Source organism: Endozoicomonas sp. ONNA1, from assembly GCF_024606325.1.
GTDB lineage: Bacteria > Pseudomonadota > Gammaproteobacteria > Pseudomonadales > Endozoicomonadaceae > Endozoicomonas_A.
Window position 1 is genome coordinate 1 of sequence record NZ_JAHHPN010000071.1, and the last position, 26,552, is coordinate 26,552.

22 protein-coding genes and 2 pseudogenes are annotated in these 26,552 nt (G+C 47.3%); 12 read left to right on the forward strand and 12 right to left on the reverse strand.

The genetic code is table 11. From position 1 onward, the window contains the following. Positions 1-727 (reverse strand): hypothetical protein (locus KDK19_RS01465; protein ID WP_257291200.1); only part of this gene is annotated, 727 nt, incomplete at its 3' end. A 421-nt stretch (positions 728-1,148) separates the two neighbouring features. Between KDK19_RS01465 and KDK19_RS01470 the strand changes: the two genes are divergently transcribed. Beyond that, positions 1,149-2,939 carry an acyl-CoA dehydrogenase C-terminal domain-containing protein gene (locus KDK19_RS01470; RefSeq protein WP_257281807.1) on the forward strand — a complete coding sequence of 597 codons (1,791 nt, stop codon included), beginning with the start codon at positions 1,149-1,151 and terminating at the stop codon, positions 2,937-2,939. Between the two features lie 60 nt (positions 2,940-2,999). On the opposite strand, the gene KDK19_RS01475 is transcribed toward KDK19_RS01470, so the two are convergent. Beyond that, positions 3,000-3,260: a hypothetical protein gene (locus KDK19_RS01475; RefSeq protein WP_257281806.1), complete on the reverse strand. Its 261-nt coding sequence runs from the start codon at positions 3,258-3,260 to the stop codon at positions 3,000-3,002. 330 nt (positions 3,261-3,590) lie between these two features. On the opposite strand from KDK19_RS01475, the gene KDK19_RS01480 reads away from it, so the two are divergent. Both KDK19_RS01480 and KDK19_RS01485 read left to right on the forward strand, forming a co-directional pair. Beyond that, positions 3,591-4,166: a hypothetical protein gene (locus KDK19_RS01480; RefSeq protein ID WP_257291201.1), complete on the forward strand. Its 576-nt coding sequence runs from the start codon at positions 3,591-3,593 to the stop codon at positions 4,164-4,166. A gap of 169 nt (positions 4,167-4,335) precedes the next feature. Next, the gene (locus KDK19_RS01485; protein ID WP_257281804.1) at positions 4,336-6,120 is read left to right on the forward strand and encodes an acyl-CoA dehydrogenase C-terminal domain-containing protein; all 1,785 of its coding nucleotides are present in this window, start codon (positions 4,336-4,338) and stop codon (positions 6,118-6,120) included. Positions 6,121-6,420: 300 nt separating this feature from the next. On the opposite strand, the gene KDK19_RS01490 is transcribed toward KDK19_RS01485, so the two are convergent. The 4 genes from KDK19_RS01490 to KDK19_RS01505 form a co-directional block, all read right to left on the reverse strand. Beyond that, positions 6,421-8,874, reverse strand: coding sequence for an ATP-binding protein (locus KDK19_RS01490; RefSeq protein WP_257291202.1), 2,454 nt, complete (start codon positions 8,872-8,874; stop codon positions 6,421-6,423). A gap of 73 nt (positions 8,875-8,947) precedes the next feature. After that, a complete protein-coding gene (locus KDK19_RS01495) occupies positions 8,948-9,490 on the reverse strand; it encodes a YfiR family protein (RefSeq protein WP_257288174.1) in 543 nt (180 codons plus the stop codon). A 22-nt stretch (positions 9,491-9,512) separates the two neighbouring features. Continuing rightward, a complete protein-coding gene (locus tag KDK19_RS01500) occupies positions 9,513-11,597 on the reverse strand; it encodes a TonB-dependent siderophore receptor (protein ID WP_257288176.1) in 2,085 nt (694 codons plus the stop codon). Positions 11,598-11,790: 193 nt separating this feature from the next. Further along, a complete protein-coding gene (locus KDK19_RS01505) occupies positions 11,791-13,176 on the reverse strand; it encodes a S8 family peptidase (protein WP_257288177.1) in 1,386 nt (461 codons plus the stop codon). Between the two features lie 464 nt (positions 13,177-13,640). Between KDK19_RS01505 and KDK19_RS01510 the strand changes: the two genes are divergently transcribed. Beyond that, the gene (locus KDK19_RS01510; RefSeq protein ID WP_257281799.1) at positions 13,641-14,180 is read left to right on the forward strand and encodes a YHS domain-containing (seleno)protein; all 540 of its coding nucleotides are present in this window, start codon (positions 13,641-13,643) and stop codon (positions 14,178-14,180) included. A 329-nt stretch (positions 14,181-14,509) separates the two neighbouring features. Beyond that, complete coding sequence (locus KDK19_RS01515) at positions 14,510-16,288, forward strand: lysophospholipid acyltransferase family protein (RefSeq protein ID WP_257288179.1); 1,779 nt, start codon at positions 14,510-14,512, stop codon at positions 16,286-16,288. A 15-nt stretch (positions 16,289-16,303) separates the two neighbouring features. Here KDK19_RS01515 and KDK19_RS01520 read toward each other — a convergent pair whose 3' ends face one another. After that, the gene (locus KDK19_RS01520; RefSeq protein WP_257281797.1) at positions 16,304-16,849 is read right to left on the reverse strand and encodes a DinB family protein; all 546 of its coding nucleotides are present in this window, start codon (positions 16,847-16,849) and stop codon (positions 16,304-16,306) included. A 287-nt stretch (positions 16,850-17,136) separates the two neighbouring features. On the opposite strand from KDK19_RS01520, the gene gcvH reads away from it, so the two are divergent. Both gcvH and KDK19_RS01530 read left to right on the forward strand, forming a co-directional pair. Continuing rightward, positions 17,137-17,529: a glycine cleavage system protein GcvH gene (gene gcvH, locus KDK19_RS01525; RefSeq protein WP_257281796.1), complete on the forward strand. Its 393-nt coding sequence runs from the start codon at positions 17,137-17,139 to the stop codon at positions 17,527-17,529. A gap of 134 nt (positions 17,530-17,663) precedes the next feature. Next, positions 17,664-18,422 (forward strand): molybdopterin-synthase adenylyltransferase MoeB, encoded by a 759-nt coding sequence (locus tag KDK19_RS01530; protein ID WP_257281795.1) that lies wholly within the window; start codon positions 17,664-17,666, stop codon positions 18,420-18,422. A 5-nt stretch (positions 18,423-18,427) separates the two neighbouring features. Here the strand turns inward: KDK19_RS01530 and KDK19_RS01535 are convergent, their stop codons facing one another. Then, positions 18,428-18,688 carry a TfoX/Sxy family protein gene (locus tag KDK19_RS01535; RefSeq protein ID WP_257281794.1) on the reverse strand — a complete coding sequence of 87 codons (261 nt, stop codon included), beginning with the start codon at positions 18,686-18,688 and terminating at the stop codon, positions 18,428-18,430. 145 nt (positions 18,689-18,833) lie between these two features. Beyond that, positions 18,834-19,544: an AAA family ATPase gene (locus KDK19_RS01540; protein WP_257291203.1), complete on the reverse strand. Its 711-nt coding sequence runs from the start codon at positions 19,542-19,544 to the stop codon at positions 18,834-18,836. 172 nt (positions 19,545-19,716) lie between these two features. Between KDK19_RS01540 and mrcB the strand changes: the two genes are divergently transcribed. The 4 genes from mrcB to KDK19_RS01560 all read left to right on the forward strand — a co-directional run bounded on the left by mrcB (position 19,717) and on the right by KDK19_RS01560 (position 23,866). After that, complete coding sequence (gene mrcB, locus KDK19_RS01545) at positions 19,717-22,062, forward strand: penicillin-binding protein 1B (RefSeq protein ID WP_257281791.1); 2,346 nt, start codon at positions 19,717-19,719, stop codon at positions 22,060-22,062. A gap of 20 nt (positions 22,063-22,082) precedes the next feature. Continuing rightward, positions 22,083-22,457: a tetratricopeptide repeat protein gene (locus KDK19_RS24225; protein WP_257291204.1), complete on the forward strand. Its 375-nt coding sequence runs from the start codon at positions 22,083-22,085 to the stop codon at positions 22,455-22,457. A gap of 418 nt (positions 22,458-22,875) precedes the next feature. After that, positions 22,876-23,406: a hypothetical protein gene (locus KDK19_RS01555; protein WP_257281789.1), complete on the forward strand. Its 531-nt coding sequence runs from the start codon at positions 22,876-22,878 to the stop codon at positions 23,404-23,406. A gap of 148 nt (positions 23,407-23,554) precedes the next feature. Further along, positions 23,555-23,866: a YqcC family protein gene (locus KDK19_RS01560; RefSeq protein ID WP_257253560.1), complete on the forward strand. Its 312-nt coding sequence runs from the start codon at positions 23,555-23,557 to the stop codon at positions 23,864-23,866. Between the two features lie 60 nt (positions 23,867-23,926). On the opposite strand, the gene urtE is transcribed toward KDK19_RS01560, so the two are convergent. The 3 genes and pseudogenes from urtE to urtC form a co-directional block, all read right to left on the reverse strand. Continuing rightward, positions 23,927-24,622 carry an urea ABC transporter ATP-binding subunit UrtE gene (urtE, locus tag KDK19_RS01565; protein WP_257291206.1) on the reverse strand — a complete coding sequence of 232 codons (696 nt, stop codon included), beginning with the start codon at positions 24,620-24,622 and terminating at the stop codon, positions 23,927-23,929. A 37-nt stretch (positions 24,623-24,659) separates the two neighbouring features. After that, a complete protein-coding gene (gene urtD / locus KDK19_RS01570) occupies positions 24,660-25,442 on the reverse strand; it encodes an urea ABC transporter ATP-binding protein UrtD (RefSeq protein ID WP_257291205.1) in 783 nt (260 codons plus the stop codon). After that, a pseudogene (urtC, locus tag KDK19_RS01575) lies at positions 25,435-26,220 on the reverse strand (urea ABC transporter permease subunit UrtC); the annotation flags it as partial. The gene urtD and the pseudogene urtC, both read right to left, overlap by 8 nt. A gap of 2 nt (positions 26,221-26,222) precedes the next feature. Here urtC and KDK19_RS01580 point away from each other — a divergent pair. Continuing rightward, a pseudogene (locus tag KDK19_RS01580) lies at positions 26,223-26,552 on the forward strand (transporter substrate-binding protein); the annotation flags it as partial.

The following is a 26,552-nucleotide window of genomic DNA, read 5'->3' on the forward strand; positions in this document are numbered from 1 at the left end:
TATCGGATGACGGTCGGAATTGACAAACGCCATGACAGGGAAAGACGAAACAATCCAAACCCAAAGTGTGCAGATGTTGCTGTGAGCCTCCGTCACCATCGGCAGAGTCAGAAAAAAAGGAGTTTCTGAAAGAGCCTAAAGGACAGGCGGTGGCACCCTGGGCTTGCTGCCCCGATGACTCTGATGGTGGGTGTTGTTGCTGGGCATTTCCAGAGACAGGCACCGTAATGATGGCCGCAAATGGGTGATCCTGACACGGCTCTTTTTGTTTTATCGAGTTAAACGACGGTGAGTATATATTCCAATAGCTTTTTAAAAGCCAACCGACAGCGACAACCACTTCTATAGGTAGCCATGAATAAGAGGTGGGGCAGATTGGGGTATTTTTGGTGGTCAGTATCAGTTTGTGACCCACCAGCAGATGAGAGGCGTAAAGCCATTGCCAGGAAATTGATTCAATGATGGTCGTTTTTAGCTTGCAATCGTTTAGTCTGCTTTGTATCTCTCCAGACAGTAAATCCGATCCTGCATGGCCTTTTGTGTGGGCAATGTCTGACAAGGTGTCCGACAGCGTGTGCTGGTCAGGTGTTACAGAAACGTAATGGTTTGGAGAACTTGACTTCTGTTCAAGATCGACGACAAAACGTTTTGTCGACGGTTGAGCCTGACAGACGACGGACAATGTCATGAGCAACAGTGATGCTGACAAGAGTGAGTGTTTAATCATTCTATCCTTGCATTTTGGTGTTAAGGCAGGAAGGATAGATCAGGAAAGTAACTCAAGTTATCCTGTTAACCGCTCTCTCAGCTGCCCCAGAGAAGCTCGCAGCCCTGCCAGGACCCCGATTTTCCACCGTTTCTTGTAGATCGCCCTGATAGTCTCAATGTCGAAGCCAAGATCGCTGCAAGCCAGATCCAGATAGAGAATGCCTGTACTCCCTACGGTGCCCCGGCCCCGGTCAGGGCTTGAACGACCACAGGCTCTGCGTCACGGCCATAGAAATCCATCAGACAAATAGGACTGGAACAAGAACAATAGTTGACATTTACTGTAAGCGAACGTAACTTTCAAACAACTGTTTGAAACTGTTGCTATACTTTAGCAATCCGTTTCATGAATAAATATAAGACAACCCAGAGGTACCGTTATGCCAGACTATAAGGCCCCCCTGCGCGATATCCGGTTCGTTCGTGACGAGCTCCTGGGATATCAGGCACATTATGCAAACATCCCCGGCGGTGAAGAAGCCAGCCCTGATATGGTGGACGCCATCCTTGAAGAAGGTGCCAAGTTCTGTGAACAAGTTCTGGCTCCCCTGAATCAGGTAGGCGATGAGCAAGGCTGCACCTGGTCGGAAGACGGTGTCAAAACGCCTGATGGTTTTAAAGACGCCTATCTGCAATACGTCGAAGGCGGCTGGCCTTCGCTGTCCAGTGATCCGGAATACGGTGGTCAGGGTCTGCCTTACTCTCTGGGTCTGGTTCTCAGTGAACTGATGGGGGAAGCCAACTGGTCCTGGGGCATGTATCCCGGACTCAGTCACGGTGCCATGAATACCCTGGAAGCCCATGGTACTGAAGAACAGAAGCAAGCTTATCTGACCAAGTTGGTATCCGGTGAGTGGACTGGCACCATGTGTCTGACCGAGCCTCACTGTGGTTCTGATCTGGGTATGCTGCGTACCAAAGCCGAGCCTGCCGGTGATGGTACCTACAAAATTTCAGGTACCAAGATCTTTATTTCTGCCGGTGAACACGATATGGCAGATAATATTGTTCATATTGTTCTGGCTCGTCTGCCGGATGCTCCAAAAGGTACCAAAGGTATTTCCCTGTTCATCGTTCCCAAGCACCTCCCCGGGAAACACGGTGAAAGGAATGGTGTTAGTTGTGGTTCCATCGAGCATAAGATGGGAATTCACGGTAACGCTACCTGCGTAATGAACTTTGATGAAGCGACCGGCTTCCTGATTGGTCCGGAGAATCGTGGTCTGCACTGCATGTTCACTTTCATGAATACTGCCCGTTTGGGTACCGGTATTCAGGGCCTGTCCCACGGTGAAATCGCATTCCAGGGTGCCCTGCGCTACGCCCGCGAACGTCTTCAAATGCGTTCCCTGAGTGGTGCCAAGAACCCTGACAGCCCTGCAGATCCGATCATCGTGCACCCTGATGTGCGCAGGATGCTGCTGACCATCAAATCCTTAACTGAAGGTAACCGTGCCCTGCTGTATTACACAGCCAAGAAAGCAGATCTGCTACACAGCCCTGATGAAACAGTACGTGAGCAGGCGGATAAAGAGCTGGGCTTCCTGACACCTATCGTAAAGGCTTTCCTGACCGAAACCGGTTTTGAGTCTGCGAACCACGCTCTGCAGTGCTACGGTGGTCATGGTTATATCAGTGAATGGGGGATGGAGCAGAATGTTCGTGACTGCCGTATCTCCATGCTGTACGAAGGAACTACCGGTATCCAGGCTCTGGACCTGCTGGGAAGAAAAATCTTTCAGAGCGGTGGCGAAACCATGAAGCCATTCACCAAGGAAATTCACAAGTTCTGTAAGGCTCACGCTGAGAACGAAGACCTGAAAGCCTTTGTCGAGCCCCTGGCTGCTTTGAACAAGGAGTGGGGCGATCTGACCATGCAGCTGGGTCTGAAAGCGATGGAAAATCCTGATGAGGTGGGTGCGGCTTCCGTCGACTTCCTGATGTACTCCGGTTATGTGACTCTGGCTTATATGTGGGCTGACATGGCTCGTCTGGCCAAGGAAAAACTGGCTGAAGGTACCACTGAAGAAGGCTTCTACAAAGCCAAGATCCAAACTGCACGTTTCTACTACGAACGTATCCTGCCAAGAACGCTGGCTCACAAGTCTGCGATGCTGTCGGGCACAGAGAATCTGTTGGATATGGCTGAGGAAGATTTCGGAAGTCTCTGATCTCTGAGTAAGTGTTTTCGGACAAGGGTTGCTTCGGCAGCCCTTTTTCATGCCTGATGTTTAGGGAGTCTCATCCAGAATGACAAAACTCAGGAGCGTAGCGGGTAGAGCGATTAATATCACAATGTGGACCACCGGATTAATCAGCATTAAGAGTCCGGCTGCGATCCAAATGTTTTTCACAATTTTTTTCTTGGCTCGATAAGAGCCAGTCAAGGTTCGACGATAAAAGTGACGTTCATCGGGCAACTGATCCTGCATCCAATCGGGCTGCCATGTGATTTTCAACATCGTACTGATCAGGGTTATCAGATACCGCATAGCCATTCCTTTGAAATATGCGTTTGTAGTTTGTATTCAATTAAAAAATTATAGTCCGGTGAGTTTTTACGGGCGTTGTTTTGAGTCTGATGTTTTTTGCTTAACCTCAAGCGCTGGTCTATAAGGAAAGCGGTAATATTCCTTTTGCAAAGTCCGTGGAGATATAAGAGCTACTCCAGAGCTTTATTAGGCGAGGCGATGATCAAACAGAAAACACTAATAAACCCCTTATCGGGTTTTTCTAAGCGATCCATTAATTCTTTCTTACAGATATTTCTTCTTCTTTTGGTTCCCTGCGGCTTGAAAGTTCAAGCCGCAGGGAATAATCATATGAACTACGATCTTCAGATATATCAGGGAGAATCGCAATGGTTAGATCCAGCGGGCGTTTTATTGTCTGCGAATACAGGCAGTGACAGTTTGCAGATGAGCAATGGCAACCAGCATCAGCACGCGGAAGTTGTTTCATCAACTGCAGACACTTCTTTGCTTTATAACAGTTTTACCGGGGAGACGGATTGGGTCGATCAAATTTGGGGCCGGCCTTCCCGGGATCATCTTTACCTGGGTATGTGGACGCTGCATCTTGAGGGTGGTGATGATCAGGAAAGCAACAATAAACTGATCGCTTTCTCCTACAAAGGCTATTATGCCGCTACTTTCATTAATACCCACTGTAACAGAGTCTGGTCTGGGGGCGTGCAGCGCACTCTCTATCAACAAAAATACGAAGGGTTTGATATAGAGGCAGGCTATCGTGCAGGCATTGTGTACGGATATAAGGAATATCTGAGCCGTGTTTTTCCTATAGTTCAGGCTCTTCTGGACATCGACTACAAGGGGTTTGGCATTGAGTTCTCCTATGCGGCGGTCGTTTTCTCGGCAGGTTTTTATTACCGTTTCTGATCTTCTGGACACTTGCCATCCGCATCAAAAAAACCACAGATTTACGTTGTGGCTTATTTGTAGTTAAAAATTCAAACGTTAGTTTAAAACATTCCTTTTAGCCCCTGTTCCTCTGGGGTAAAATAAATACACACTTGAATAAAACATTAAAATTTCAGGAGTGTCCCCCATGGCAGACTATCAGGCACCTCTTCGTGATATGCGCTTCGTGATGTACGAAGTTTTTAATACCGACAAACGTTGGGGTCAGTGGCCTGCTACACAGGAAGTGGTTGATCGTGAAACGGCTGATGCCTTTCTGGAGGAAGGTGCCAAGCTGGCTGCAAGAACGGTTGCTCCCCTCAATCGGGAAGGTGACGAGGAAGGTTGTCACTGGAGTGAAGAGGGTGTTACTACCCCGAAAGGCTATAAGGAAGCCTACCGGTTGTTTTCAGAAGCTGGCCTGACAGGCATTGCCGGCAATCCTGAGTATGGTGGCATAGGGATGCCAAAGGCGCTCAGTGCCCAGTTTGATGAAATGTTCAGCAGTGCCAGTCTGGCCTTTATCCTCTATCCGAGTCTGACATCTGGTGCTGCACTGGCGATTGATGCCCATGCCAGCGAAGCATTGAAATCCCTTTATCTTCCCAAACTTTATTCCGGCGAATGGACTGGGGCCATGTGTCTGACTGAGTCACACAGTGGAACAGACCTGGGCATTATCAGAACCCGGGCGGAAGACAATGGTGATGGTTCCTACAACATCACCGGCACCAAAATTTTCATTACTGCCGGTGAGCATGACCTGACAGAAAACATCATTCATCTGGTTCTGGCCAAATTGCCCGATGCACCTGCCGGACCCAAGGGGATCTCCATGTTCCTGGTACCGAAGGTGAATGTGAATCAAGATGGTTCTCTGGCGGGTAGAAACCAGGTTCAATGTGGTTCTCTGGAACACAAAATGGGTATCAAGGCTTCAGCCACCTGTGTCATGAACTTTGATGGAGCCAAAGGTTACCTGGTAGGGGAAGTCAACAAGGGTCTCAACGCTATGTTCACCATGATGAACTACGAACGACTCTTTGTCGGTATTCAGGGTCTGGGTACCAGTGAAATGTCTTATCAATCAGCCCTCGAATATGCTCTGGACAGAGTTCAGGGGCGAGCGGCTACCGGTCCACAACAGCCAGAAAAAGCTGCTGATCCGATTATTGTGCATGGTGATGTTCGGAGAATGTTGCTGAACATGAAAGCCCTGAACGAAGGCGGACGAGCCTTTTCAACCTATGTGGCGAATCTGTTGGATACCGCCAAGTTCAGTCCGGACGAAACGGAAAGAAAGCTTGCTTCAGATCAGGTGGGTTTATTGACACCTGTCGTCAAAGCATTCCTGACCGATATAGGTCTTGAAAGTTGTGTTTCCGGTCAGCAGGTGTTTGGTGGTCATGGCTACATTCGTGAGTGGGGACAGGAACAACTGGTCAGAGATGTTCGTATTGCCCAGATTTATGAAGGCACCAATGGCATTCAGGCTCTGGATTTGTTGGGTCGCAAGATAGCCATGAATGGTGGTGCTTCTTTCAGGCAGTTTGCCGCGAATGTCAGGAGCTTTATTGCTGAAGGAGAAGGCGATGAGTTCTCGGCTCCTCTGGAAACGGCTCTGGCCAAACTTGAGAACCTGACGAATGAGCTGCTGGGGCAGGCTGCAAGTGATCCGAATGTGGTTAACTCCAGCTGTAATGATTATCTGCATGCTTTCTCATACGTTTCTTATGCCTGGATGTGGGCGATGATGGCAAGAGAAGCTCAAGTCAAGTTGTCAGCAGGCACTCAAGAAGGCGATTTCTATCATGCGAAGATTATTACTGCCCGATACTTTTACAAGCGTCTGTTGCCCAGGATGGAAAGTTTACTCGTTTCTGCAGCTTCTGGAACAGAAGCACTTTATGAATTGTCGGCTGAACAATTCTGATAACAAATGATTCCCACATCTGATGAGTAAATAAAGCCTTTCTTCACTTCGGTGTTGAAGGGCTTTTTCTTATTAAATGCTCAAAGTTGTAACTCAATTGAAAGACAAATAGCGTTATTCTTTATTTCAGTTGACTTTGCATTCTTGGGTGGTTGTCTATAGTTAGAGTACTGGGCTATTAATCTACATGGAATGTAGAGGCAAGGAAGCAAAATAATGAGCAGGATGCTCACAGGGAGTCAGCCCGGTCAACATTCACCTCGCACTGCGGGGTTTTTCTTTTTCTGGAAAAGAATTAATTCAAAGTGACTTAAGTGCGTGAGTGGTTTTAGTCAAGGCATTTTCCAGTTTGGGGATTAATTCAATGGCATCAGATAGCTGATTATCTTTACCCATTTTTTCGACTTCCAGTGCAATACCTGCCAACAGTGATGCACCAAAGTTATTACTGCTGGACTTTAAAGTATGGGCAGCTCGAATCATAATCTGTAAATCTGCTTCTTTTGAAGCGTTCTGAATATCTTTCAACAGTGATGGGGCATCTTCAAGATAACTTTCAACAAGAGTGTCGAACTCTTCTTCCATGATATCTTTCAGGGTATTCAGGGTGGCCATGTTCAAAATCAGTTCTTGATCTTCTGACTCAAGGCTGTCTTTTAGCTCAAGGCTGTCTTTTAGCTCAAGGCTGTTTTTTAGCTCAAGGCTGTCTCCTGTTTCTATCGTTTCGGAAAGAAGTTCAATATCTGATTCAAGGTCGTTGACAAGCCACTGGTCCAGTTTTTCTTTGAGGGTGTTGACCTTGATGGGCTTGCTCAGATAGTCGTCCATGCCGGATGCCAGGCATTTCTCTCTGTCTCCCTCCATGGCATTGGCGGTCATGGCAATAATCGGAATGTGTGGCAGGTGGAGAGTACTTTCTCGTTTTCTTATCAGACTCGTGGCTTCATAGCCGCTCATTTCCGGCATCTGGCAGTCCATGAGTATCAGGTCGTATTCCTGATGCTGGCTCATCTTAAGTGCTTCTTTGCCATCCGCTGCAATGTCAGGTTGCGTCAATCCGATTTTTTTCAGCATACTGACAGCGACTTTCTGATTAACCATGTTGTCCTCAACCAGAAGAATGCGAATGTGATGACTAAAAGAGTTATTGTTCACATTCAATGTTTCTATGCCTTCCAGAGCATGACTGACATGGACAGGTTTAATTGCCCGGGATTCGGATACATCCAGATCCAGAACAAATGAGAACGTGGAGCCCAGATCCAAGGCACTGGACACCTGGAGATCACTGCCCATCAATTCAACAAACTGTCTCGATATTGTGAGACCAAGGCCTGTACCACCAAACTTACGTGTGGTGCTGCCGTCAGCTTGGGTAAAAGCTGAGAACAGATTTGGCAGCACATCGGACGCAATACCAATGCCGGTATCTTCAACTAAAAATTCGATTTTGACACGGTTCTCTCTGCCTTCCAGCATATTCAGGCGGACAATCACTTCACCCTCTTCAGTAAACTTGACAGCATTACCTACAAGGTTGGTAAGAACCTGTCTTAGCCGTACCGGATCTCCTTTCAAAATACTGGGCAGGTCAACATCGGTATAGCAGCTTAACTCCAGGCCTTTTTCTCTGGCTTCTCCTGCCAAAAGGGCACAAACATCCTCAGCGATTTCGGAAGGGTTCATATCAATGGATTCAATGTCCATCTTTCCGGCTTCAATTTTGGAGAAGTCGAGGATGTTATTGATAATCTGCAGTAACGCATCTGCCGAGTTATAAGCGGTCTCTACAATGTCATGCTGTACTCGATCAAGGTGCGTATCTTTCAACAACTCCAACATACCCAGCACGCCATTCATAGGGGTGCGGATTTCGTGACTCATATTGGCGAGAAAAGCACTTTTGGCCTTGGCTGCTTCAAGGGCTGCTTCTTTGGCTTCATTCAATTCAGAAATATTATCTTTAAGGTCACGGTTGGCACTGTGTAACTCTCTGGTTCTTTCAGCAACGGAGGCTTCGAGATTTTCACGGTGTTGTTGCAGCCTCCGGTCCCGTTCTTTTATCTGCATCAGCATTTCGTTGAAGCAATCGTACAGTTGACCAATCTCATCGTTATCAAACTTTTGAACCTGATGATCATACTGCTCGTTTTTGGTCATCTGGGAGATAGTATTGGCTAACTCAGTAATGGGCTTACCCAGCAATCTTTGAAGTCTTGAAGCAAGAATAGAGGCCAGAATGACGGAGACCAGGGCGGCTAATAATGCTAATAACAGATTTTCAGTCAGCTCTATATACAGCGGTGACAAATCACATTGAATGTAGATAGCACCAATCAATTGTTGATCAAGAACAATCGGGCGGTATAAGTGGAGACGGGTGCTGCTGAAAAGCGTAACCGGATCTGCAGGTTCCTGCAGTGAGAAAGCCCAGGGACTTTGGTTCGAATGATGATAGGCAGCAATCTCTTCACCGTCAGCATTTAAAAGAAAAGCGGATTGAATATGGGGAGCGCTGCCAAAACCGGTTAACAGTTTTTTAGCAGAGCTTTCATCTTCAAAAATCAAGGCGGCATGAGCATTGGAACCTACAACTTCAGCCAGAGTTTCCATATGGTTAACCAAAGAGGCTCGGGACTTGATCAGATCGCTGATACTTTGAATGGACAAGGTGACCAGAAGTACCGCATATGCCGTGATGAGCATGCCGTAACGCAGTTTTCGCTTGATAGGAAGATTTCTGAACGTCACCATGATTTATTGCATGACTAAAAAAGGTTTTCACCCCAAATGGGATGAAAACGAGTGATTAACGTTATTCTTGTGTTTACTCAATGACTTTGGCCAGGCTTTTCAGTTGGGAGCTGATCTTCAAACCTGATGCATCAACAGAGGATTTGTTGATGGTGAAGCTTATCTTCTTCCCTTTCCGGGCCAGACCAATTAATCCACCCTGCTCAGCAAAAGAACGACTGTCACTGATGGTTAGAATAGGTTTGCCTTTAAGACTGCGGGTCATTTTTGAAGAGGAAGCCTGGTCGATGCTGTGGATATAAAGAATATCACACAGCTTATCCACAGGAGCATTCAGATCTTTGTGGGTAACAGAAAGGCGTCTGCCCATACTGCTTTTACGGTTGATTTTGGTCAACTCACTGTTAATTGATCCTTCGCCCATTATGCAGAGCGTGAGGCTTTGCTTTTTCTTGGGCCAGGTCACGAACTTGGTTATTTTATAGACGATGGCTGTTTTGACCATGTCTTCCGGTGTGCCCGCTTTTGCTGCACTGGTAAAGAACATTCCTGACAAACTGGCCGTGATTAACAGCAGGCTGATTTTTGATTTTATCATGTTGATTGGCATCGGCATGAAGTTATCCTCCTCCATCCGATTAAAATTGCCAGCGAATCTGGGCGTACCATGATTCCTGAATTTCAGTTGGAGCGATGCCACTCAGTGTTTCAGAGAACTCCCGGTGGTGATTCCTAAAGAGATTCTGTCCCACAATTGAGAACTCAAGACCGTCTCCAAATTTTTTCGCAACTCGTATATCCAGTGATGTGCTGGCTCCGACTTTGGCATCCTTCAAGTTATCCATGTAGCGGATCCAAGAGTCAAAATACCATTGATTAGGCAAGTTCATCGTGGATCGAATGTTTGCCGTGTGGGAGGCACTCAAATCTTCAACAATTTTTTCATTGGCATCCAGAAAACTGGTTCTATTCCTGTTTGGCAAGGCATCCACCTGAAGCCAGCTGTAATTAAACTGAAGTTTCCACCAGTCTCTTGCCTGCCAGTCCGCTACGATTTCCAGTCCATAAGTTTTTACGTCAAGCCCATTGATGAGCGTTGTCGGTATTTCAAAGAAGCGGGAGTTAATATCAGTATTGGAGCAAAAGGTTTGTGGTGGAGAGATAGGCCTGCCGGGGCACTGACTGATATCAACATAGGCAATGATATCTTCATACTGGTTGTAAAACGCGGTGGCATCCAGACGGAAACTGTTGCCAAACTGTTCCCTGTAACCGAATTCCAGGGCAGTGAGTTTTTCTGACTTTAACTCCGGGTTCCCTCTAATGGGCAGCAGATAAGTCTCTAAACCTATTTGAGCGATGGTGATTCCATCAGTTTGCAAAGCTGTTTCACTGATCGAAGGCGTTTTTACAGCTCTTGAGAGAGCCGTCCAGAAAGTCCTGTTTTCAGTAGGCTTCCAGGTTAACCGGGCGTTAGGCTGAACCTCATAGCCTGAGAAACTGTTGTGCTCGAAACGCGAACTCAGGGTGAAAGTCCACTGCTCGTTGAGCGTGATGTCATCCTGGATGAAGGCGCTGAATAACTCTGTTTTTTTCGAGTCCTTGCCTTCAAGCAAGTACATATAGGAGGTATTTTTTACCTCGTACCAGGTGGTTCTGTAGCCGAGCCCCCAGACCAGGTCATGCTTGCCCCAAAACTGATAGTAGTGCTGAAACTCAAAATCAACGGTGTCACGTTTTTCAGCAATCCGGTAATCAAAATTCTGATAGTTGTCGTAGATCGCTCTGAAGGAGTAATCGTGGGTTTCGCTCAAGGTTCTTTTCCAATAAGCGCCCAGGTTACCACCACGTTGATCACGGCTGAGGCCATCAACAACAAAGTTGTTGTCCTTTTGTGGGTCCAGTGGTTGAGTTTCATCAAACAGGCGTAAAGGAGGTCGTGTGGTTCCCTCGTAAAGGTCGCCCTGAACCGTCATCTCTGAGTCAGAAGTTGTTTTCCACTCTGATTTGAAACCGGTTCTGCGCATGTTCCAGTCATCAGAAGTATCTTTACCTTTAGCATCCACCTGGCCATCCCGTTCGAAGGCCTTCACATAAACACGGTAGAAACCGGTTTCCCCAAATTCTCCTCCATGACGGTAGGCTCCAAAGGCCTTTTCTTCGGTACCCGCGCCCGCTGAAAGCAGATTGCCCTGGGTATCCGATGCTTTCTTGGTAATGACGTTGATGACACCGTTAACCGCATTGGCTCCCCAGAGTGCTGCTCCCGGTCCCCGGATGACCTCGATCCGGTCGATGTCTTCCATCATGGTGTCCTGAACGTCCCAGTTCACACCGGAAAAGAGTGGGGAGTAAACGGTTCTGCCATCAATCAGAACCAGCAGTTTGTTAGCGAAGATGTAGTTAAATCCACGGGTACTGATTGACCAGGTATTGGCGTTCAGTTTTGCCACCTGCATACCCGGGACCATTCTCAGGGCTTCTGGAATGGAAGTGACCCCGCTACGGCGAAGATCTTCATTGGTGATGACATAGATAGCAGCGGCAGAATCCATCAAACGTTGCTTTTTGCGGGATACAGACGTGACGTCAGGAATCTCCATGGAAATCAGTTCTTCAAGGCTGAGTTCAAAAAGATCGTCATCTTCCTGTGATTCGGCGATAGCCTGACTGCTTGCGAAAATACATGTGGCCAGCAGTGTGGGTAGAAATTTAGTGTTCAAGGTTCCGCTCCGTGAATCTTGATTAAATCCCAACACTGCTGAAGTTGAAGATTCAAATAAATAAGGTCTTCCTTAAAACCTAGCTGACTTAGAAAGACTTGAACTGGAAAAGGAGGATTCTGCCCATCGGGCAGACAAAGGTTCTTTCCGAGAGATAAAGGGTGCAGGCCCGTTAGTACCTGAGACTGGCCATTTATTCATCTCTGGCATCCAGTACAGCAGCACCCGCATCCAAAATACCGGCACCACAGAGACTGGTATTACAGCTGCTACCAGAAAAGGGACGGGCATTCAGTTTGATGATCTCTTCCACTCTGGCCGGTGTTATATCAGGACTGATTGAATACATGAGCGCCGCTACACCAGCAACATGGGGGGTGGCCATGCTGGTACCCTGATAATACTCGTAATTATCCTGAGTGGCAGAAGTGGTGCCAGCATTGGCAGTAGAAAGAATGCCATTTCCGTAATAGCGAGTTTCCCCACCGGGTGCTGAAATATCCACATGACGACCAAAATTTGAATACCAGCTGCGGTTGCCGCTCCGATTAATTGCACCCACCGTAATCACATTCTCACAGTTGGCTGGCGCGGCATAAGCGACGTTGCTGTTTTCATTACCCGCTGCAACAACCACAGTCACCCCGGCATTGACCACTTCATTGATGGCATTTTGATAACTTTGGGGGCAACCATAGGCATAACCACCCAGACTCATATTAATGACTCTGACCGGGTTGTTATTTCGGGCCATGCCATATACATCCAGTCCGGCTGCCCAGCGCATGGCATCAATAATATCCGAGGTATAACCGCCGCAACGGCCTAAAGCACGCAGAGGCATGATTTTAGCATTCCAGGCGACACCGGCCACGCCATTGCTATTGTTTGACTCTGCGGCGATGGTGCCGGAGACATGGGTGCCATGCCAACTGCTCTCAGTGGGAGACGATGGCACGGGTTGGCCGTCGGCATAACCACAGGCTCCAGCTGAAGTCACCGCATCGCCAGAATCAGTCGCATTACTGTCGCGGCCACCACCGTCGTTGGCCATCCACGAATGTGATATGAAATCATGGCCTGACACAACATTGCCATCCAGATCTTTGTGATAGATGATGCCAGTATCTATCACACCCACAACAACATTACCGCCTGTTGTAATATTCCAGGCGGCGGGCAGATTACTGCCTGCAGTCGATTCAAAATAATGCCATTGCTCGTTGTAGCGGGAATCATTGGGCACGCGCATGATTTGCATAATGTAGTCAGGTTCAGCAAAGGCAATCTGAGGGTCGTCTTCCAGACTAGCTGCCAGTGTCTGAACGTCATTAATGTTCAGGCTGCTACCAATCTCGAGAACGTCTTTATCCTTTCCCGCAGCAACACCAAAGGAGCCATAACTGATCCCCTGCTTGATGAATGCCATGGCATTACCCTCGGTGGGCTTGGGGTGGTATTTGACAATGATTCGGTCGGTTACCTGACGGGGAACTGTTTCAATTTCCATTTCCTGAGTCGTGGCCACCATGGGAATGAATCCAAAAAAAGTCAGTAATAAAGCAATCCTTGCTTTCATAGCGAGATATCCTTACCTCTGTTTCTTGTGGGGGATTCAAATCAGTATGGTTGAAGATAAACAGAACGACATCGCAACTTCGTGTCAGTGTCATACCAGGCCCGTAATTTCTGTGATCGCTGACTACAGAGCTTCAAAAAGCCTTTGATAAATTGGCTAAAGGCTTGTTTTGCTATTTTTATGGCCCTGCATATATTCGATTTAGAGATATAAATTATCTAATGAATGGCAAAAATTACTATATACTTGAAGTGAATGGTGCCGATAGCACAGAAGCCCACATCTGGGATTGAAAAAGTTCTTTTCATTCAGTATTGAACACTCTTTCGAGTGGGACGGTTCAATCGGCGCCGGGGATTTCGCCCACCTTCCATCTTGGCGTATTATCAACGATAGAAGCTGGAGCGGGAGCTTGTCAGACACTATCCGGATATGGAGTAATTGTCCGCAGGGAGGCTAGTACATTGAAGCCATCTACCAGGATGATCCGCACTGCTTATTATGAAAATGCCGCTTTTTCCAATCCGATAGCTATTTTTATGGTTCGATGTGAACGGCATTTTTGGCTCATGGCTGTATTTGTCCTGATGTTATTGAACAGTAGCAATGCCTATGCTGCCAAGAACCTTTATACCGGCTGGTTCAGTAATAAGGCCGTCAGTGGTTACGATACGGTTGCTTACTTTACGGAAGGGAAAGCCGTTAAAGGTAATGCCCGATTCAAGTACAAGTACCTGGGGGTAGAATGGTACTTTTCCTCAGAAAAACACTTGCAGATGTTCAGGAAAGCGCCTGATCAATATCGGCCTCAATACGGTGGGTATTGTGCGTGGGCGATCGCCGAGAAAAAGCAAAGAGCTCCGGGTGATCCGAATTACTGGAAAATTGTAGATAATAAGTTGTATCTGAATTACGACGCAGACATTCAAGGAAAGTGGCTAAAGGATATACCGGGCTTTATCAATCTGGGTGACACAAACTGGCCAAAAATGATGGCTGATTAGTACCAGCAACACATTATTTTCAAGGAAGACTTGAAATCGATAACGGTGTCAAACGTATTTGTCTCTCATTACCTCATTCTTTAGCGGGGTCTCGGTACCTCGCTCATCTCTCAAATGAATATCGTCACAGTGTTTTCATATCCTGTTAACGGAATTGTCATTTACCTTTCCTAGTCTTGTTCATGAAGACCAGCTTGTTTATTACGAAAGATTTGAAGTGAGTCAATCTCCTGAGCTGAAGTAAAGCATTGTGGCTATTTAAAGAGGTGTAGCCGACAGGATTTTCAAATAGGTCCATAGCCAGAAGAAAGCAAGAAAGGGAAAGTAGGATGACTCCTGAAAGCTCTCCGTTCAGACTTCCAAAGAAAACACGTTCTGGTATACCAGAGGCTGCTGCCGAATGGCTTCTGGGTCTGAAAACCATCGACCAGATTTATAAAAAAGAAGTTAATGAAGAATACCCCTCAGATGATTTTCTCAAACTGGTACTCAAGATATTTAATATTCAGCACCAGGTAGCTTCGGGGCGCCTGGACTCAATTCCTGCCACAGGGTCTTCCGTTATAGTAGCCAATCATCCTTTTGGTGGAATTGAAGGCGTAGCTCTTGCTGATTTATTGTTGCAGATTCGTCCTGATGTAAAAGTGCTGACGAATGAATTGCTTTGTCGAATTCATGAATTGAAAGGGCTGTTCATAGGCGTGGACATCATCAGCACCAATGTCCGAAAGAAAAATGTAAACGCCATTGAAGAAGCCCGAAAATGGGTGGCAGAGGGTCATCAACTGTTGATTTTTCCTGCCGGTGAAGTGTCCAGTCTGGATCTATCTCTAAAGCAGGTTACCGATCCCAAGTGGAGAAATACCGCTGCCCGAATTATCCGACAAACACAGGCGAAAGTGACACCGGTATTCATCGATGGCCAGAATGGTTGGTTATTTCAGGCTATGGGGTTGATTCATCCCCGTTTAAGAACGGTCAGATTGATCAGGGAACTTTTGAACAAAAGAGGTTCAACCCTGAGCTTTCGCATAGGCCGTAAACTGGATGATTCAGACTATCAATCAATGAGTTCTGACTCTGCACTGACCAATTATCTTCGTTTGCATACATACCTCTTATCCACACATAAACCGTCTCAGACAAAACGGGTTTCCATGCCCCCTAAAGAACGGAAAATGCAGCCCATTGTCGATCCTGTTTCCCCTGAAAGGTTGCAAGCCAACATTAAACAGTTGCCAGAGGACTGTCTGCTGCTGGAGAAGGGGGAAATGATTGTTTACTGCGCCCGTTCAGGGCAGTTGCCTGAAGTGTTGCCAGAAATTGGCCGTCTCAGGGAGGTGACCTTCAGGGGCGTGGGAGAAGGAACCGGTAAACCCAGAGATCTGGATCAGTATGATGAGGACTATCTGCACCTGTTTCTCTGGAATCAGAAAGAAGAAAAAATTATGGGAGCCTATCGGATCGGGCAGGTTGATCAGATCCTCCGCTCCAGAGGTGTCCATGGCATTTATTCCCGCAGTTTATTCCGCTATCACGCTGAGTTTATCCACAAGCTCGGCAGTTGTTTGGAGATGGGGCGGTCGTTTGTGGTGCCTGAATATCAGAGGAGTCTGAGTGCCTTGATGATGCTCTGGAAAGGGATAGGTGCCTATGTGGCTGCCAATCCGTGGTACAAGGTACTGTTTGGGCCCGTCAGCATCAGCAGTGATTACAGCGAGGCTTCCCGTCAATTAATGGCGGGCTGCTTGTCTGTAAATAACTCGGATGCTGTGTTTCGTGATCTGGTTCAGCCGACAACCCCACTGAAGGCGGGTAAAGGGCGCTTTTGGAATCAGGCTGATTTGCTGGGATTGACGGATTTTGAAACACTCTCTTCTCTGGTTCAGCAAATTGAGGAAGACAACAAAGGTATACCGATCCTGTTAAAGCAGTATCTGAAACTGCATGGGGAGCTGGTTGCCTTTAATGTTGATCCAAACTTTAATAATGCTTTGGATGGATTGATTATTGTCGATCTTCTGAAAGTGGATGAAAGAACGCTTAATAAATATATGGGAGTGGCAGGTGCCAGAGCCTTCCTGACATATAACCGGCCTGCGGCGTAGGACTGGTCTTCTCGCTCATGGCTGTTGAGAATCAGTTAACGCTTCGGAAGGATCTTCAGTGGAGGCTCGATGCAGTCTGGTAGCAGTGGCTACACCAAAATTAACGGGCAGCTTGACGCCCTCCTGTGTCAGCATCAGGGCGATCAGGGCGAGATGATGGGTGGTGTGATTCTGCAGAAAAAGCAGTTCTCTGATGATACTGCTGCTGGTTTGAATGAGACTTCCCGAATCTATGACAGCCACCACTGAGACGGTTTCAGGATAATGGGACATATCCTGCCCAGTGAGCAGGATGAGGATATTTTTCAGATATTCCATAGCCTGCTCTAAAGACTCTTCTAGCAGCTGATTCCGGGGACGATTGTCATAATCAATCGCACCGTAATCGAGCCCTCTGAAAAAGCAGTGATAGAACTCAATAATGTGCCTGACATGGGTGCCTACTGAACTCGATAAAAGAGATGAGCTCTTTTTATATTGTTTCACGGAGAGATGGCGGAGCACTGACTCCAGCTCAAAGAGCGTGCTGATATTAAACTGGCGGGCATCGGTCAGTGTCATGATGATTCCAGATTGTTGTTATCCCTGATTTGTTCAGTCTGTCACAGTGGCAGGCTCTTTGTAAGTATCTGGCCAGTTGGTTTTGCATATTGTGGTGTCAACACAATACATTCGTCTTGAATGAAATATTGGCGAAGTCATGGATTCTGGTTAAAATGCCAATCTTGATAAAAAGTACAACTTTTTCGACTACCTTCAAGATGATTGTGCGTTGCGGTCAGTGGCCGGGATTGTGACTGATAGCAGCTGAAAAGAATGAAATTGTTAAGTGACCAGAGGAATTTTCGATGAGCAGCATTCCATCCGAACTGCGTTATGTGCGTTCCCATGAGTGGATCCGAATCGAAGAAGACGGCACAGCCACCATCGGTATTACTGATCACGCTCAGGAAGCTCTGGGTGATGTAGTTTTTGTTGAGCTGCCTGAAGTGGGTTCCATTCTGGCTGCTGAAGATGAAGCAGGTGTAGTTGAGTCCGTAAAAGCCGCTTCTGACCTTTATGCACCTATCTCTGGTGAAGTCGTTGCCATTAACGAAGCACTGGAAGAAGCGCCTGAAACAGTGAACGGTGCACCTTACGATGAAGGTTGGTTCTTCAAGGTCAAGATCACCGATGAAGGTCAGCTGAGCGAGCTGATGGACGCTGAATCCTACGCAGAATTCGTAGAGTCTGAGGCCTGATACGGGGCCAAGACTGACAGTTCATGAAAAGCCCTGCACAGTCAGGGCTTTTCTGTACTCTTTTGCTGATCTTGTTGCTGCACCTTCTGACGGTATACTGCACTCCCCCTTTTCCTGTGAATATGATGCTCACTATGAATGACGATCAGCTGCTGCGCTACAGCCGACAAATACTTTTGCCTCAGATCGATATTGAGGGGCAGGAGCGCCTGCTTAACGCCCACATTGTGGTGGTTGGAATGGGGGGGTTGGGTTGTCCGGCAGCGATGTATCTCGCGGCAGCTGGAGTCGGAAGGCTGACCCTTATTGACCCGGATGTGGTGGATACTACTAATCTGCAAAGACAGATTGCCTTCTCTACCGATGATATCGGACAATTTAAAGTCCATGCCGCGGCAGCAAGAATCAGTGCCATGAATCCTGGCATTGAGGTAGACCCCATTCCAGGAAAGCTCAAAGAGCAGGAGCTACTGAGTCTGCTGGAGAACAGTGATCTGGTTCTGGACGCTACTGACAACTTTGACAGCCGTTTCATGGTGAATCGTTGCAGTGTCCGTGCGGGAGTGCCTCTGGTTACGGGTGCTGCAATCCGTCTAAATGGTCAGTTAACGGTATTTGATCGCTGGCAGGAAAATGCCCCCTGCTATCGTTGTCTCTACTCAGAAAAAGTGGCTGAAGAGCTCAGCTGTTCGGAATCAGGTATTCTGGGACCTGTCGTGGGAACAATCGGTACCATGCAGGCATTGGAAGCAATCAAGTTATTGACAGGAGCAGGCAAGACATTGAATGGCAGGCTGTTGATGTTCGATGCTGCTACTATGGAATGGCAGAGCCTTCAGCTGGCTGCTGATCCGGATTGTCCGGTGTGTGGTCAGGAAGAGAAGAAAGGCTGAGCGTTTCAGCCCTGATAGTTTTTCACTTCACTGAGCAGACGTTGTTTGTGCTCACAGTCCAGTTCATTCCAATGAGCCCCGATTAAAGCGCCTTCAATAGCATAGAGCAGTACTTTGGATACTTTAAAGCCTCTATCTCTGACTTTGCAGTAGGCTACTACGGCGCCTGCCTCATGAAGCTGTTCGAGTGTGCGAATACCCACAGCGTTAAGCCACTGCACTGAAGTTTTACCAAGATTTTTTAATTCGATCAGGTCAGTTGCCATACCGGTTTTCCAAATCGTCCCAAGCGTCCTTGGAGGGTGTGCTTGATATTTCTGAAAGTCAGAATGAAATTTCTTTTAATGAGTTTAATGATAGACGAGTCTTTACGGCTGCCTAGCAATGAGCATCCGAAGAGGGAGAAGTAGATCAATTCAATTGAGCTGTTAGATCTTTTAACAGTTTTTCAAGCCAGCGCTCATCGGCTGTATTTAGCACTATAGTGTGCTTTTTTTCCTGATCCGAGAGCGATTCCTCCCACTGATGTTGTTGTCTGATCAGATCTACAGTCGCCTCAGAAGCGTCAGTGTTGCTGAGTTGACGTTCAGTAATTCGGCTTTTAAGAACGGCATCGGGTGCCATACATTTGACAATAAAAAAGGGAAGTTGAAGTTCAATGGCAGGCTGGCAGCAAAGCGCTCTTTCCTGAAGTTTCAGAGAAGCGCCATCAATGACTACAGAAACACTCTGGCTTAACAGAAAGCGAGCTGTTTTCTGAATAGTCAAATACGTTTTTTGGGTGGCATCCTGTGTGTAAATATCCAGCCCGGCTTCATGGCTTGATGCGTCCGGCTTGAGACCAAATAATCTTTTGCGCTCGATATCCGTTCTGAGCATGGTGCAGTTGAAGTGCTTGACCAGCTCCCGACCTGCTGTTGTTTTTCCTGAACCCGACAGTCCCTGCATAATCACAAGAAATGGTTTTTCACTCTGGCAATTCCGATTAAAGTCAGTCGATTGCACAGGCAAATCCAGTAAAGGTTCCAGAGCTGATTTGCCCGGTGGGCTGATGGCGTCCAGCCAATTTTCTTTTAGGAACGGATGCATAGCTGTGTCACTCAATAAGTTCAGAATTGTCATCGAGTATAGGCAGAAGCTTTCAATTGAAGGTGATTTAAACGCAGGGATTGCGGAAAACATCATAAGCGGGGGTAATGCTTTTTGTTGGTTGCGCTGTTAGAAAATAATCTGATGTAAAAACACGGCAAACCATAGGGCCATTGCGGAAAACTATAGCGTATAATCTCGCACCATGGTAACAAAGAAAAAAACACCGTCCCGGGGCAAACGGTCGCCGGGACACAAGAAAAAAGCCCGAAATGCAGGTGGGGGCAGGCGTTGGTTCCCGACTCTGGTAAAACTGGGAATAGTCGGTCTGATTTTACTTGCTGCTTACTCCGTTTATCTGGACGCTGTTGTCACTCAAAAATTTGAAGGCAAGAAATGGGCGATTCCTGCCCAGGTTTATGCTCGTCCGCTGGAACTCTACGAAGGACAGCTTCTTAACCCTAATGAGCTTCAGGCCCAACTTCGCCGTCAGGGCTATCAGGCCGTTAGAAGCGTCAAACGACCTGGTACCTTTGCCCGCACGGGGAATCACTTCACTATTTATAGCCGGGGTTTTCATTTTCCGGATGGCGCTGAATCATCCCGCCATGCCAGTGTCGTATTTTCTGGCAATGAAGTTATCAGTCTGAAAGGTAAGGCCGCAGAAAATATTCCATTGCTTAGATTGGACCCTCAACTGATAGGAGGTATCTATCCTTCAACCTTTGAGGATCGAATTCTTATCCGTGAATCTCAGGCACCAAGGTATTTGACCACAGCCTTGTTAGCGATAGAAGACAAGAACTTTTATGATCACTGGGGGGTTTCACCGAGCTCGATAGCCAGAGCATTTCTGGTCAATCTGAGAGCCGGAGGGGTCGTACAGGGCGGGAGTACCCTGACTCAACAACTGGTTAAAAACTTTTATCTGAGCAATGACCGAACCCTGACCCGCAAATTTAATGAAGCGATTATGTCGGTACTGCTGGACTTTCATTATTCCAAAGAAGAAATTCTGGAAACCTATCTGAATGAAGTGTATCTGGGGCAGCATGGCCGAAGGGCCATCCATGGTTTTGGTCTGGCCAGTCATTTCTATTTTGCCCAACCTATCCAAGAGTTGAGCCTTGCTCGTGTCGCTCTGCTGGTGGGGTTGGTGAAAGGTCCGTCGTATTACGACCCAAGACGTTTTCCTGAGAGAGCAAAGGCACGTAGAAACCTGGTGCTTGATGTGATGGCAGATGAAGGCGTTGTGCCTCGTTCTGAAGCAGAGCGATCCAAAAAACTGCCTCTGGGCGTCGTGACCCGGGAGCAGCTCAATACCAGTGCTTATCCTGCTTACATTGACACGGTAAAGAAGCAGCTCAGAGAAGATTATGATGAAGGTGATCTTACCTCGGAAGGTCTGAGAATTTTCACCAATATGGACCCCGTCATCCAGCGGTTTGCCCAGAAAAGTATGACTGATACTGTAGATCAGCTAGATAAAAATAACCCTGATTTGCAGGGAGCCATGGTGGTGACCTCTGCCCAGACAGGCGATCTTCTGGCGGTAGTCGGCGACAAGAATCCGGGCTATATCGGTTTTAACCGGGCTCTGGATGCACGACGTCCTGTGGGATCATTGCTTAAGCCAGCGATCTATCTGACAGCGCTGGAGCAACCTGCGCGGTATACTTTAACGACACCTGTCAAGGATTATCCTATTCGGGTAAGCGACGGTCAGGGAGGACTTTGGGAGCCTGCCAATTATGATGGCAAATCCAGAGGTATGGTGCCTTTGCAAGAGGCGCTGGCCAAGTCTTACAATCAGGCGGCGATCCAGACCGGGATGGCTCTGGGTCTTAATAATGTCCTGAATACCATTGAGCGTCTGGGGATTGAGAAAAAACTGCCTCCCTATCCCTCTGTCATGTTGGGAGCAGCGTCCCTTTCCCTTATGGATGTTGCGTCTATGTACCAAACCATCGCCAGCGGAGGCTTCAGGATGCCATTGCGGGCAATTGATGCGGTAGTAGATGCCCGTGGTCATCCATTGAAGCGCTACAGCCTCTCGATTGAGAGAGCATTCGACTCTGCTCCAATAGAGCTTTTGCGACATGCTATGGGTCAGGTAATGAGAGAAGGTACCGGGCGTCGTGCATACTGGAGTATCAGTCAGGATATTCAGTTAGCAGGAAAGAGTGGCACCACCAATGACCTGAGAGACAGCTGGTTTGCTGGTTTTACCGGAAATCTGATGACAGTGACCTGGTTGGGGAATGATGATAACAGCCCAACTAACCTGACTGGCAGTAGCGGAGCCCTGAGAGTCTGGACGCGTTTTATGCAACAGGTGCCAATTAAGTCGGTTCAGCCTTTGAACAGTAGAGAGATTGAGTATGTCTGGATTAAGCCGGTAAGCAATGTGAGAACAGGCAAGAGCTGCGAGGGAGCGGTAAAAGTGCCTTATATCACGGGTTCAGAGCCTGAGGAGTATCAGGGGTGTGGTCGAACCATGATTGAGCCCGCTAAAACTCTGTTTGATTCCATAAAATCATGGTTTGAATGAATGCCCATAGTGAGACAAAAGTGAAAAGATTAATACCACTGCTCTTTGCAGTCCTCTTAACAGGTTGTGCCAGTATTGGTCAGGTGGCGTATATGCCACCCTCCATCTCAGATGCCGATTCATCTCATGCGGATCGAACCGATGCTGTTGGTACTCTGCTGGATCAGGCATGGAATGCCATGGCAGACAACGATCTGAATAGTGCTGGAAGTGCCCTGTCCAGAGCAATGAGAATCAGTCCAACCGATCCATCGGTTTATTACCTGATGGCGCAACTCAGGAAGAAACAGGGGCATTACGGCCAGGCCCGTGAGCTGGCAGATAGAGCTCTGAGTCTGGGGCCAGCCTCAGGCCTCATGCGACAGATCAAGAGTTTTCTGACTTCACTTGGTTAAACAGGGTCGGGCGCATTTTGCTTTTTTTATACAATTTTCACAGTAAAATGCGGTAAGGATTTTCATTTTACAAGACAAACGACGTGCATAAAGTACAGAGAGTTATTGATAGCTCTGGAAGCAGGGTTGAAAAGGCTGAGGTGCTGGCTGGGGAATATCGTTTGAAGTTTACACAGGATGTTTGCTTGCACTTATTGCTTGAATCCAGCGCGACTTACCTGAAACAAATCAAATTTTTACGCAACCCATGAGTCTGAACCCGATGCACATGCTCACTAATGATAATAAGCGGTAGAGGATTTCCATAAAAGCTGCCAGAAATATTTGATTTCATAAGGCTAGCCACTTGCTAATAAAAGTACACAATAACTTTTTGGGGCAGCTACTTTATAATTGATACTCTTCGAGGTAAATATCAATGCTTACCCTGAAAACGGCGTTAATTATTTTGGCTACGATACTTTACTGTTGTATGGCCCATCCAGAAATAAAAAAAATAACACCTAGTGATTTTTTAGTTAAGAGTAGTGATGAAAAGGAAGTAAGATTAAAAATAACGGGAATAGGAGTCATTGAATATATGGCTGAAGTTCAGCATACAAGCGAATTGTGCCAAGGCTGCCGCATGTTTATCATAAGAAATGATCGTGACCAATACTTTATACAGCATCAGAATTTTTTAGAAAAAGGGTCTGGTATTGGAAATGACCCGGCGAGATATGTACACATACCAATAAGATCTGGCAGAGTCAATCGTGAATCAATACAAAGCATTATTCTTTATCATCATTTACATCAACAATCTGAGTCTGAAATGATGACTACACCAATATCAGGACTAATGAGAGTATCTAATAACTCTTACCACTTACCCATGGAAGCAACCAATGCTGTGATGTCTATCGCTTTATCAGGTGAATTTAGTATTCTGCAGGAAGAAACGTTTTAGTATCTGCCTTAACTTCAACAGACTTATCGAATCAGCACAAAAATTCGTGTCTTTAGAAGGCCTTTGCGACACCTCTTCAGAGTGAGGAGGATATCAGGCTATTTTCATAGTAAAATACGTTTTGGGTTTTCAGGGTAAAAGACAGTCAATGAGCACAGAAGTTAGAGAGTTATTGATAGCTCTGGAAGCAGAGTTAAAAAGACTGGAGTGCTGGCAGGCTATGCCACCTTCGGCTCAGGCGCTGGCCAGTACAACACCTTTCTGCATGGATGCCATGGAATTTACTCAGTGGCTGCAATGGCTTTTTATTCCCCGGGTCCATGCCATTCTTGATCAGGGGGCTGACCTGCCAAAAGGTGCAAACATCAAGCCTTATGCTGAAGAAGCCCTGATGGTTGAGAAAATAGAAGCTACTCAACTGCTTTCGCTGGTGGAGCGTTTTGATCAGTTGATGAACTGATTATGATCGCAGAACAGATGGATACAGGCAGAATGTCTGGCTGTATTCATCCGCGCCGTTTTAAACGGTCATCAATTGCCTGACTTCTTCTTCATTCATCTCACTGCCTGCCCCAGACAGTACCAGTTCACCACGTTCCAGTACGGCATATCGATCGGCCAGATCCCGAGCAAATTCAAAGTATTGTTCTACCAGCAGAATGGCCATTTCTCCCCTGTCCCTGAGCATACCAACGACGGATTGAATATCTTTGATGATGGAAGGTTGAATGCCTTCGGTTGGCTCATCGAGAATTAACAACTCAGGTTGGGTAACCAGTGCCCGGGCAATAGCCAGTTGCTGTTGTTGTCCGCCAGAGAGGTCACCTCCACGACGATGTTTCATATCCAGCAATACAGGAAAAAGATCATAAATTTCCCGATCCACTTTACGCTGCGAACGCGGCAGACAGGCAAATCCTGTTTCCAGATTTTCCTGAACCGTGAGCAGCGGGAAAATCTGTCGACCCTGGGGTACATAAGCAATTCCCTGTCGGGCTCGTTGATGTGAAGTCAGATTATTGATGGACTGACCCTTCCAGAGTATCTGTCCCGACATTACTGAAACACGCCCGGCGACAGTATTCATCAATGTCGTTTTACCCACACCGTTACGACCCATAATACTGGTGACCTGACCTTTGTCCACTTTCAGGGAGACAGACTTCAGTGCCTGACTGGCACCGTAAAAAACATCTATGTTCTGTACTTCAAGCATATTATTCTCCAGCTCAGGGCTGCTATCTGGCCTGAGGCTATCTTCCCAGATAGACGTCGATGACTTTTTGATTCTGCTGAACATGGTCCAGCGACCCTTCTGCCAGTACACTGCCTTCATGAAGCACCATCACTTTACAGTCAAGTGCTTTGATAAAGGCCATGTCATGTTCGACTACCACAACGCTTCGCTCTTCTGACAGTTCCCGCAGCAGATCAGCGGTTCTGAAGGTTTCTTCATCGGTCATACCGGCTGCGGGCTCATCGATCAGCAAAAGCTCGGGGTCCTGAAGCAATAACATGCCTATCTCAAGCCACTGCTTCTGACCGTGAGAGAGAGATACCCCCGCGAAGTCACGGCGATCCTGAAGGCGGATTCTGCTGAGGGTTTTCTCAATCTTTTTGAAGCCCTCTTTAGAAAGAGCTTTAAAGATGGATTCAAAAGGTGAACGACGACCTTTAAGAGCCAGTTCCAGGTTTTCCCAGACTGTCAGACTTTCGATGACAGAAGGCTTCTGAAACTTTCGGCCAATTCCCAGGTTGGCTACTTCGGCTTCGTCTTGCCGGGTGAGATCGATAGAGCCCCCGGACAGCCTTGTGCTTCCTTGATTAAAAAGCACCTCTCCGGTATCTGGTCGAGTTTTACCAGTGATGACGTCCATCATGGTGCTTTTACCGGCACCGTTGGGACCAATAATGGCCCTGAGTTCGCACTGGTTGATTAAAAAAGACAGGTTGTTCAAGGCTTTGAAGCCATCAAAGCTGACTGTCACATTGTCGAGGTACAGCAGCGTGTTATCAGGTATATGTTTATCAACCATGATCGACTACCTCTTGCTCCTGAGTCCGGGCAGATGGTTTCAAAAACTTCTCACGAACCTGGCCGTATAAGCCAACAACGCCCTTGGGTAGCCAGAGTGTCGTAACAACAAACAGGGCACCCAGGGCAAACAACCAAGCATCGGGCATAGCTCCGGTAAACCATGTTTTGGCATAATTAACGAGCAGTGCACCGATGATTGCCCCGTAGAGTGTTCCCCTGCCACCAACGGCCACCCAAATCACCAGTTCAATGGAGTTGATGGGAGAAAACTCACCCGGATTAATGATGCCTACTTGTGGCACATAAAGTGCACCGGCGATGCCGGCCAACACAGCAGAAACTACAAAAGCCACCAGCTTGAAGTGTTCAACCCGATAACCCATAAAGCGGGTTCTGCTTTCGGCATCCCTGACAGCTATCAATACTCTTCCGTATCGGGAATCCACCAGCCATCGGCAAATCATATAGCCCAGCCCCAGGGCTAGTGCTGAGCACATCAACAGAGCGACGCGGGTTGTATCACTTTTCAGGCTGAAGCCGAGAATATCTTTAAAGTCGGTCAGGCCATTGTTGCCACCGAAACCGAAATCGTTCTGAAAGAACAACAGCATCAGGGCATACGTCAGTGCCTGAGTAATGATGGATAGATAAACGCCGGTGACCCGGGAACGGAATGCCAGCCAACCAAACAGGAAAGCCAGAATGCCGGGAACCAGAGCGACCATCAGCATAGCAAACAAGAAAGAATCAAAACCCTGCCAGTACCATGGCAGTTCCCGCCAACGTACCTTTCTACAAAGAACTGGCTAACCAGGGTATAGCTGCTGAAGACATTCCGGTGATTGCCTTCTCTGTCGGTGAAGAAGAACTGTCAGGAATAGATACCGCACCTCTGGTAGGCCACCTGGCAGCCTGGAACTACTTCATGAGTGCCGAGAGTGATATCAACGATGAGTTTATCGAAACCTGGCAGACCTTTACCAAGAATGAAGAGCGCGTAGCCAATGATCCAATGGAAGCCACTTATATTGGCTTCAACATGTGGGCAAAAGCCGTTGAGAAAGCCGGAACCACTGATGTCAATGGCGTTCGTTCAGCCATGTATGGC

Coding starts and splice junctions, on each gene's coding strand:
- KDK19_RS01470 (WP_257281807.1), top strand. CDS start 1,149: ATGCCAGACTATAAGGCCCCCCTGCGCGATATCCGGTTCGTTCGTGAC.
- KDK19_RS01475 (WP_257281806.1), bottom strand. CDS start 3,260: ATGCGGTATCTGATAACCCTGATCAGTACGATGTTGAAAATCACATGG.
- KDK19_RS01485 (WP_257281804.1), top strand. CDS start 4,336: ATGGCAGACTATCAGGCACCTCTTCGTGATATGCGCTTCGTGATGTAC.
- KDK19_RS01540 (WP_257291203.1), bottom strand. CDS start 19,544: ATGACAATTCTGAACTTATTGAGTGACACAGCTATGCATCCGTTCCTA.
- urtE (WP_257291206.1), bottom strand. CDS start 24,622: ATGCTTGAAGTACAGAACATAGATGTTTTTTACGGTGCCAGTCAGGCA.
- KDK19_RS01530 (WP_257281795.1), top strand. CDS start 17,664: ATGAATGACGATCAGCTGCTGCGCTACAGCCGACAAATACTTTTGCCT.
- KDK19_RS01505 (WP_257288177.1), bottom strand. CDS start 13,176: ATGAAAGCAAGGATTGCTTTATTACTGACTTTTTTTGGATTCATTCCC.
- KDK19_RS01555 (WP_257281789.1), top strand. CDS start 22,876: ATGCTTACCCTGAAAACGGCGTTAATTATTTTGGCTACGATACTTTAC.
- KDK19_RS01480 (WP_257291201.1), top strand. CDS start 3,591: ATGAACTACGATCTTCAGATATATCAGGGAGAATCGCAATGGTTAGAT.
- KDK19_RS01490 (WP_257291202.1), bottom strand. CDS start 8,874: ATGGTGACGTTCAGAAATCTTCCTATCAAGCGAAAACTGCGTTACGGC.
- KDK19_RS01515 (WP_257288179.1), top strand. CDS start 14,510: ATGACTCCTGAAAGCTCTCCGTTCAGACTTCCAAAGAAAACACGTTCT.
- urtD (WP_257291205.1), bottom strand. CDS start 25,442: ATGGTTGATAAACATATACCTGATAACACGCTGCTGTACCTCGACAAT.
- KDK19_RS01560 (WP_257253560.1), top strand. CDS start 23,555: ATGAGCACAGAAGTTAGAGAGTTATTGATAGCTCTGGAAGCAGAGTTA.
- KDK19_RS01535 (WP_257281794.1), bottom strand. CDS start 18,688: ATGGCAACTGACCTGATCGAATTAAAAAATCTTGGTAAAACTTCAGTG.
- KDK19_RS01520 (WP_257281797.1), bottom strand. CDS start 16,849: ATGACACTGACCGATGCCCGCCAGTTTAATATCAGCACGCTCTTTGAG.
- KDK19_RS01495 (WP_257288174.1), bottom strand. CDS start 9,490: ATGCCGATGCCAATCAACATGATAAAATCAAAAATCAGCCTGCTGTTA.
- mrcB (WP_257281791.1), top strand. CDS start 19,717: ATGGTAACAAAGAAAAAAACACCGTCCCGGGGCAAACGGTCGCCGGGA.
- gcvH (WP_257281796.1), top strand. CDS start 17,137: ATGAGCAGCATTCCATCCGAACTGCGTTATGTGCGTTCCCATGAGTGG.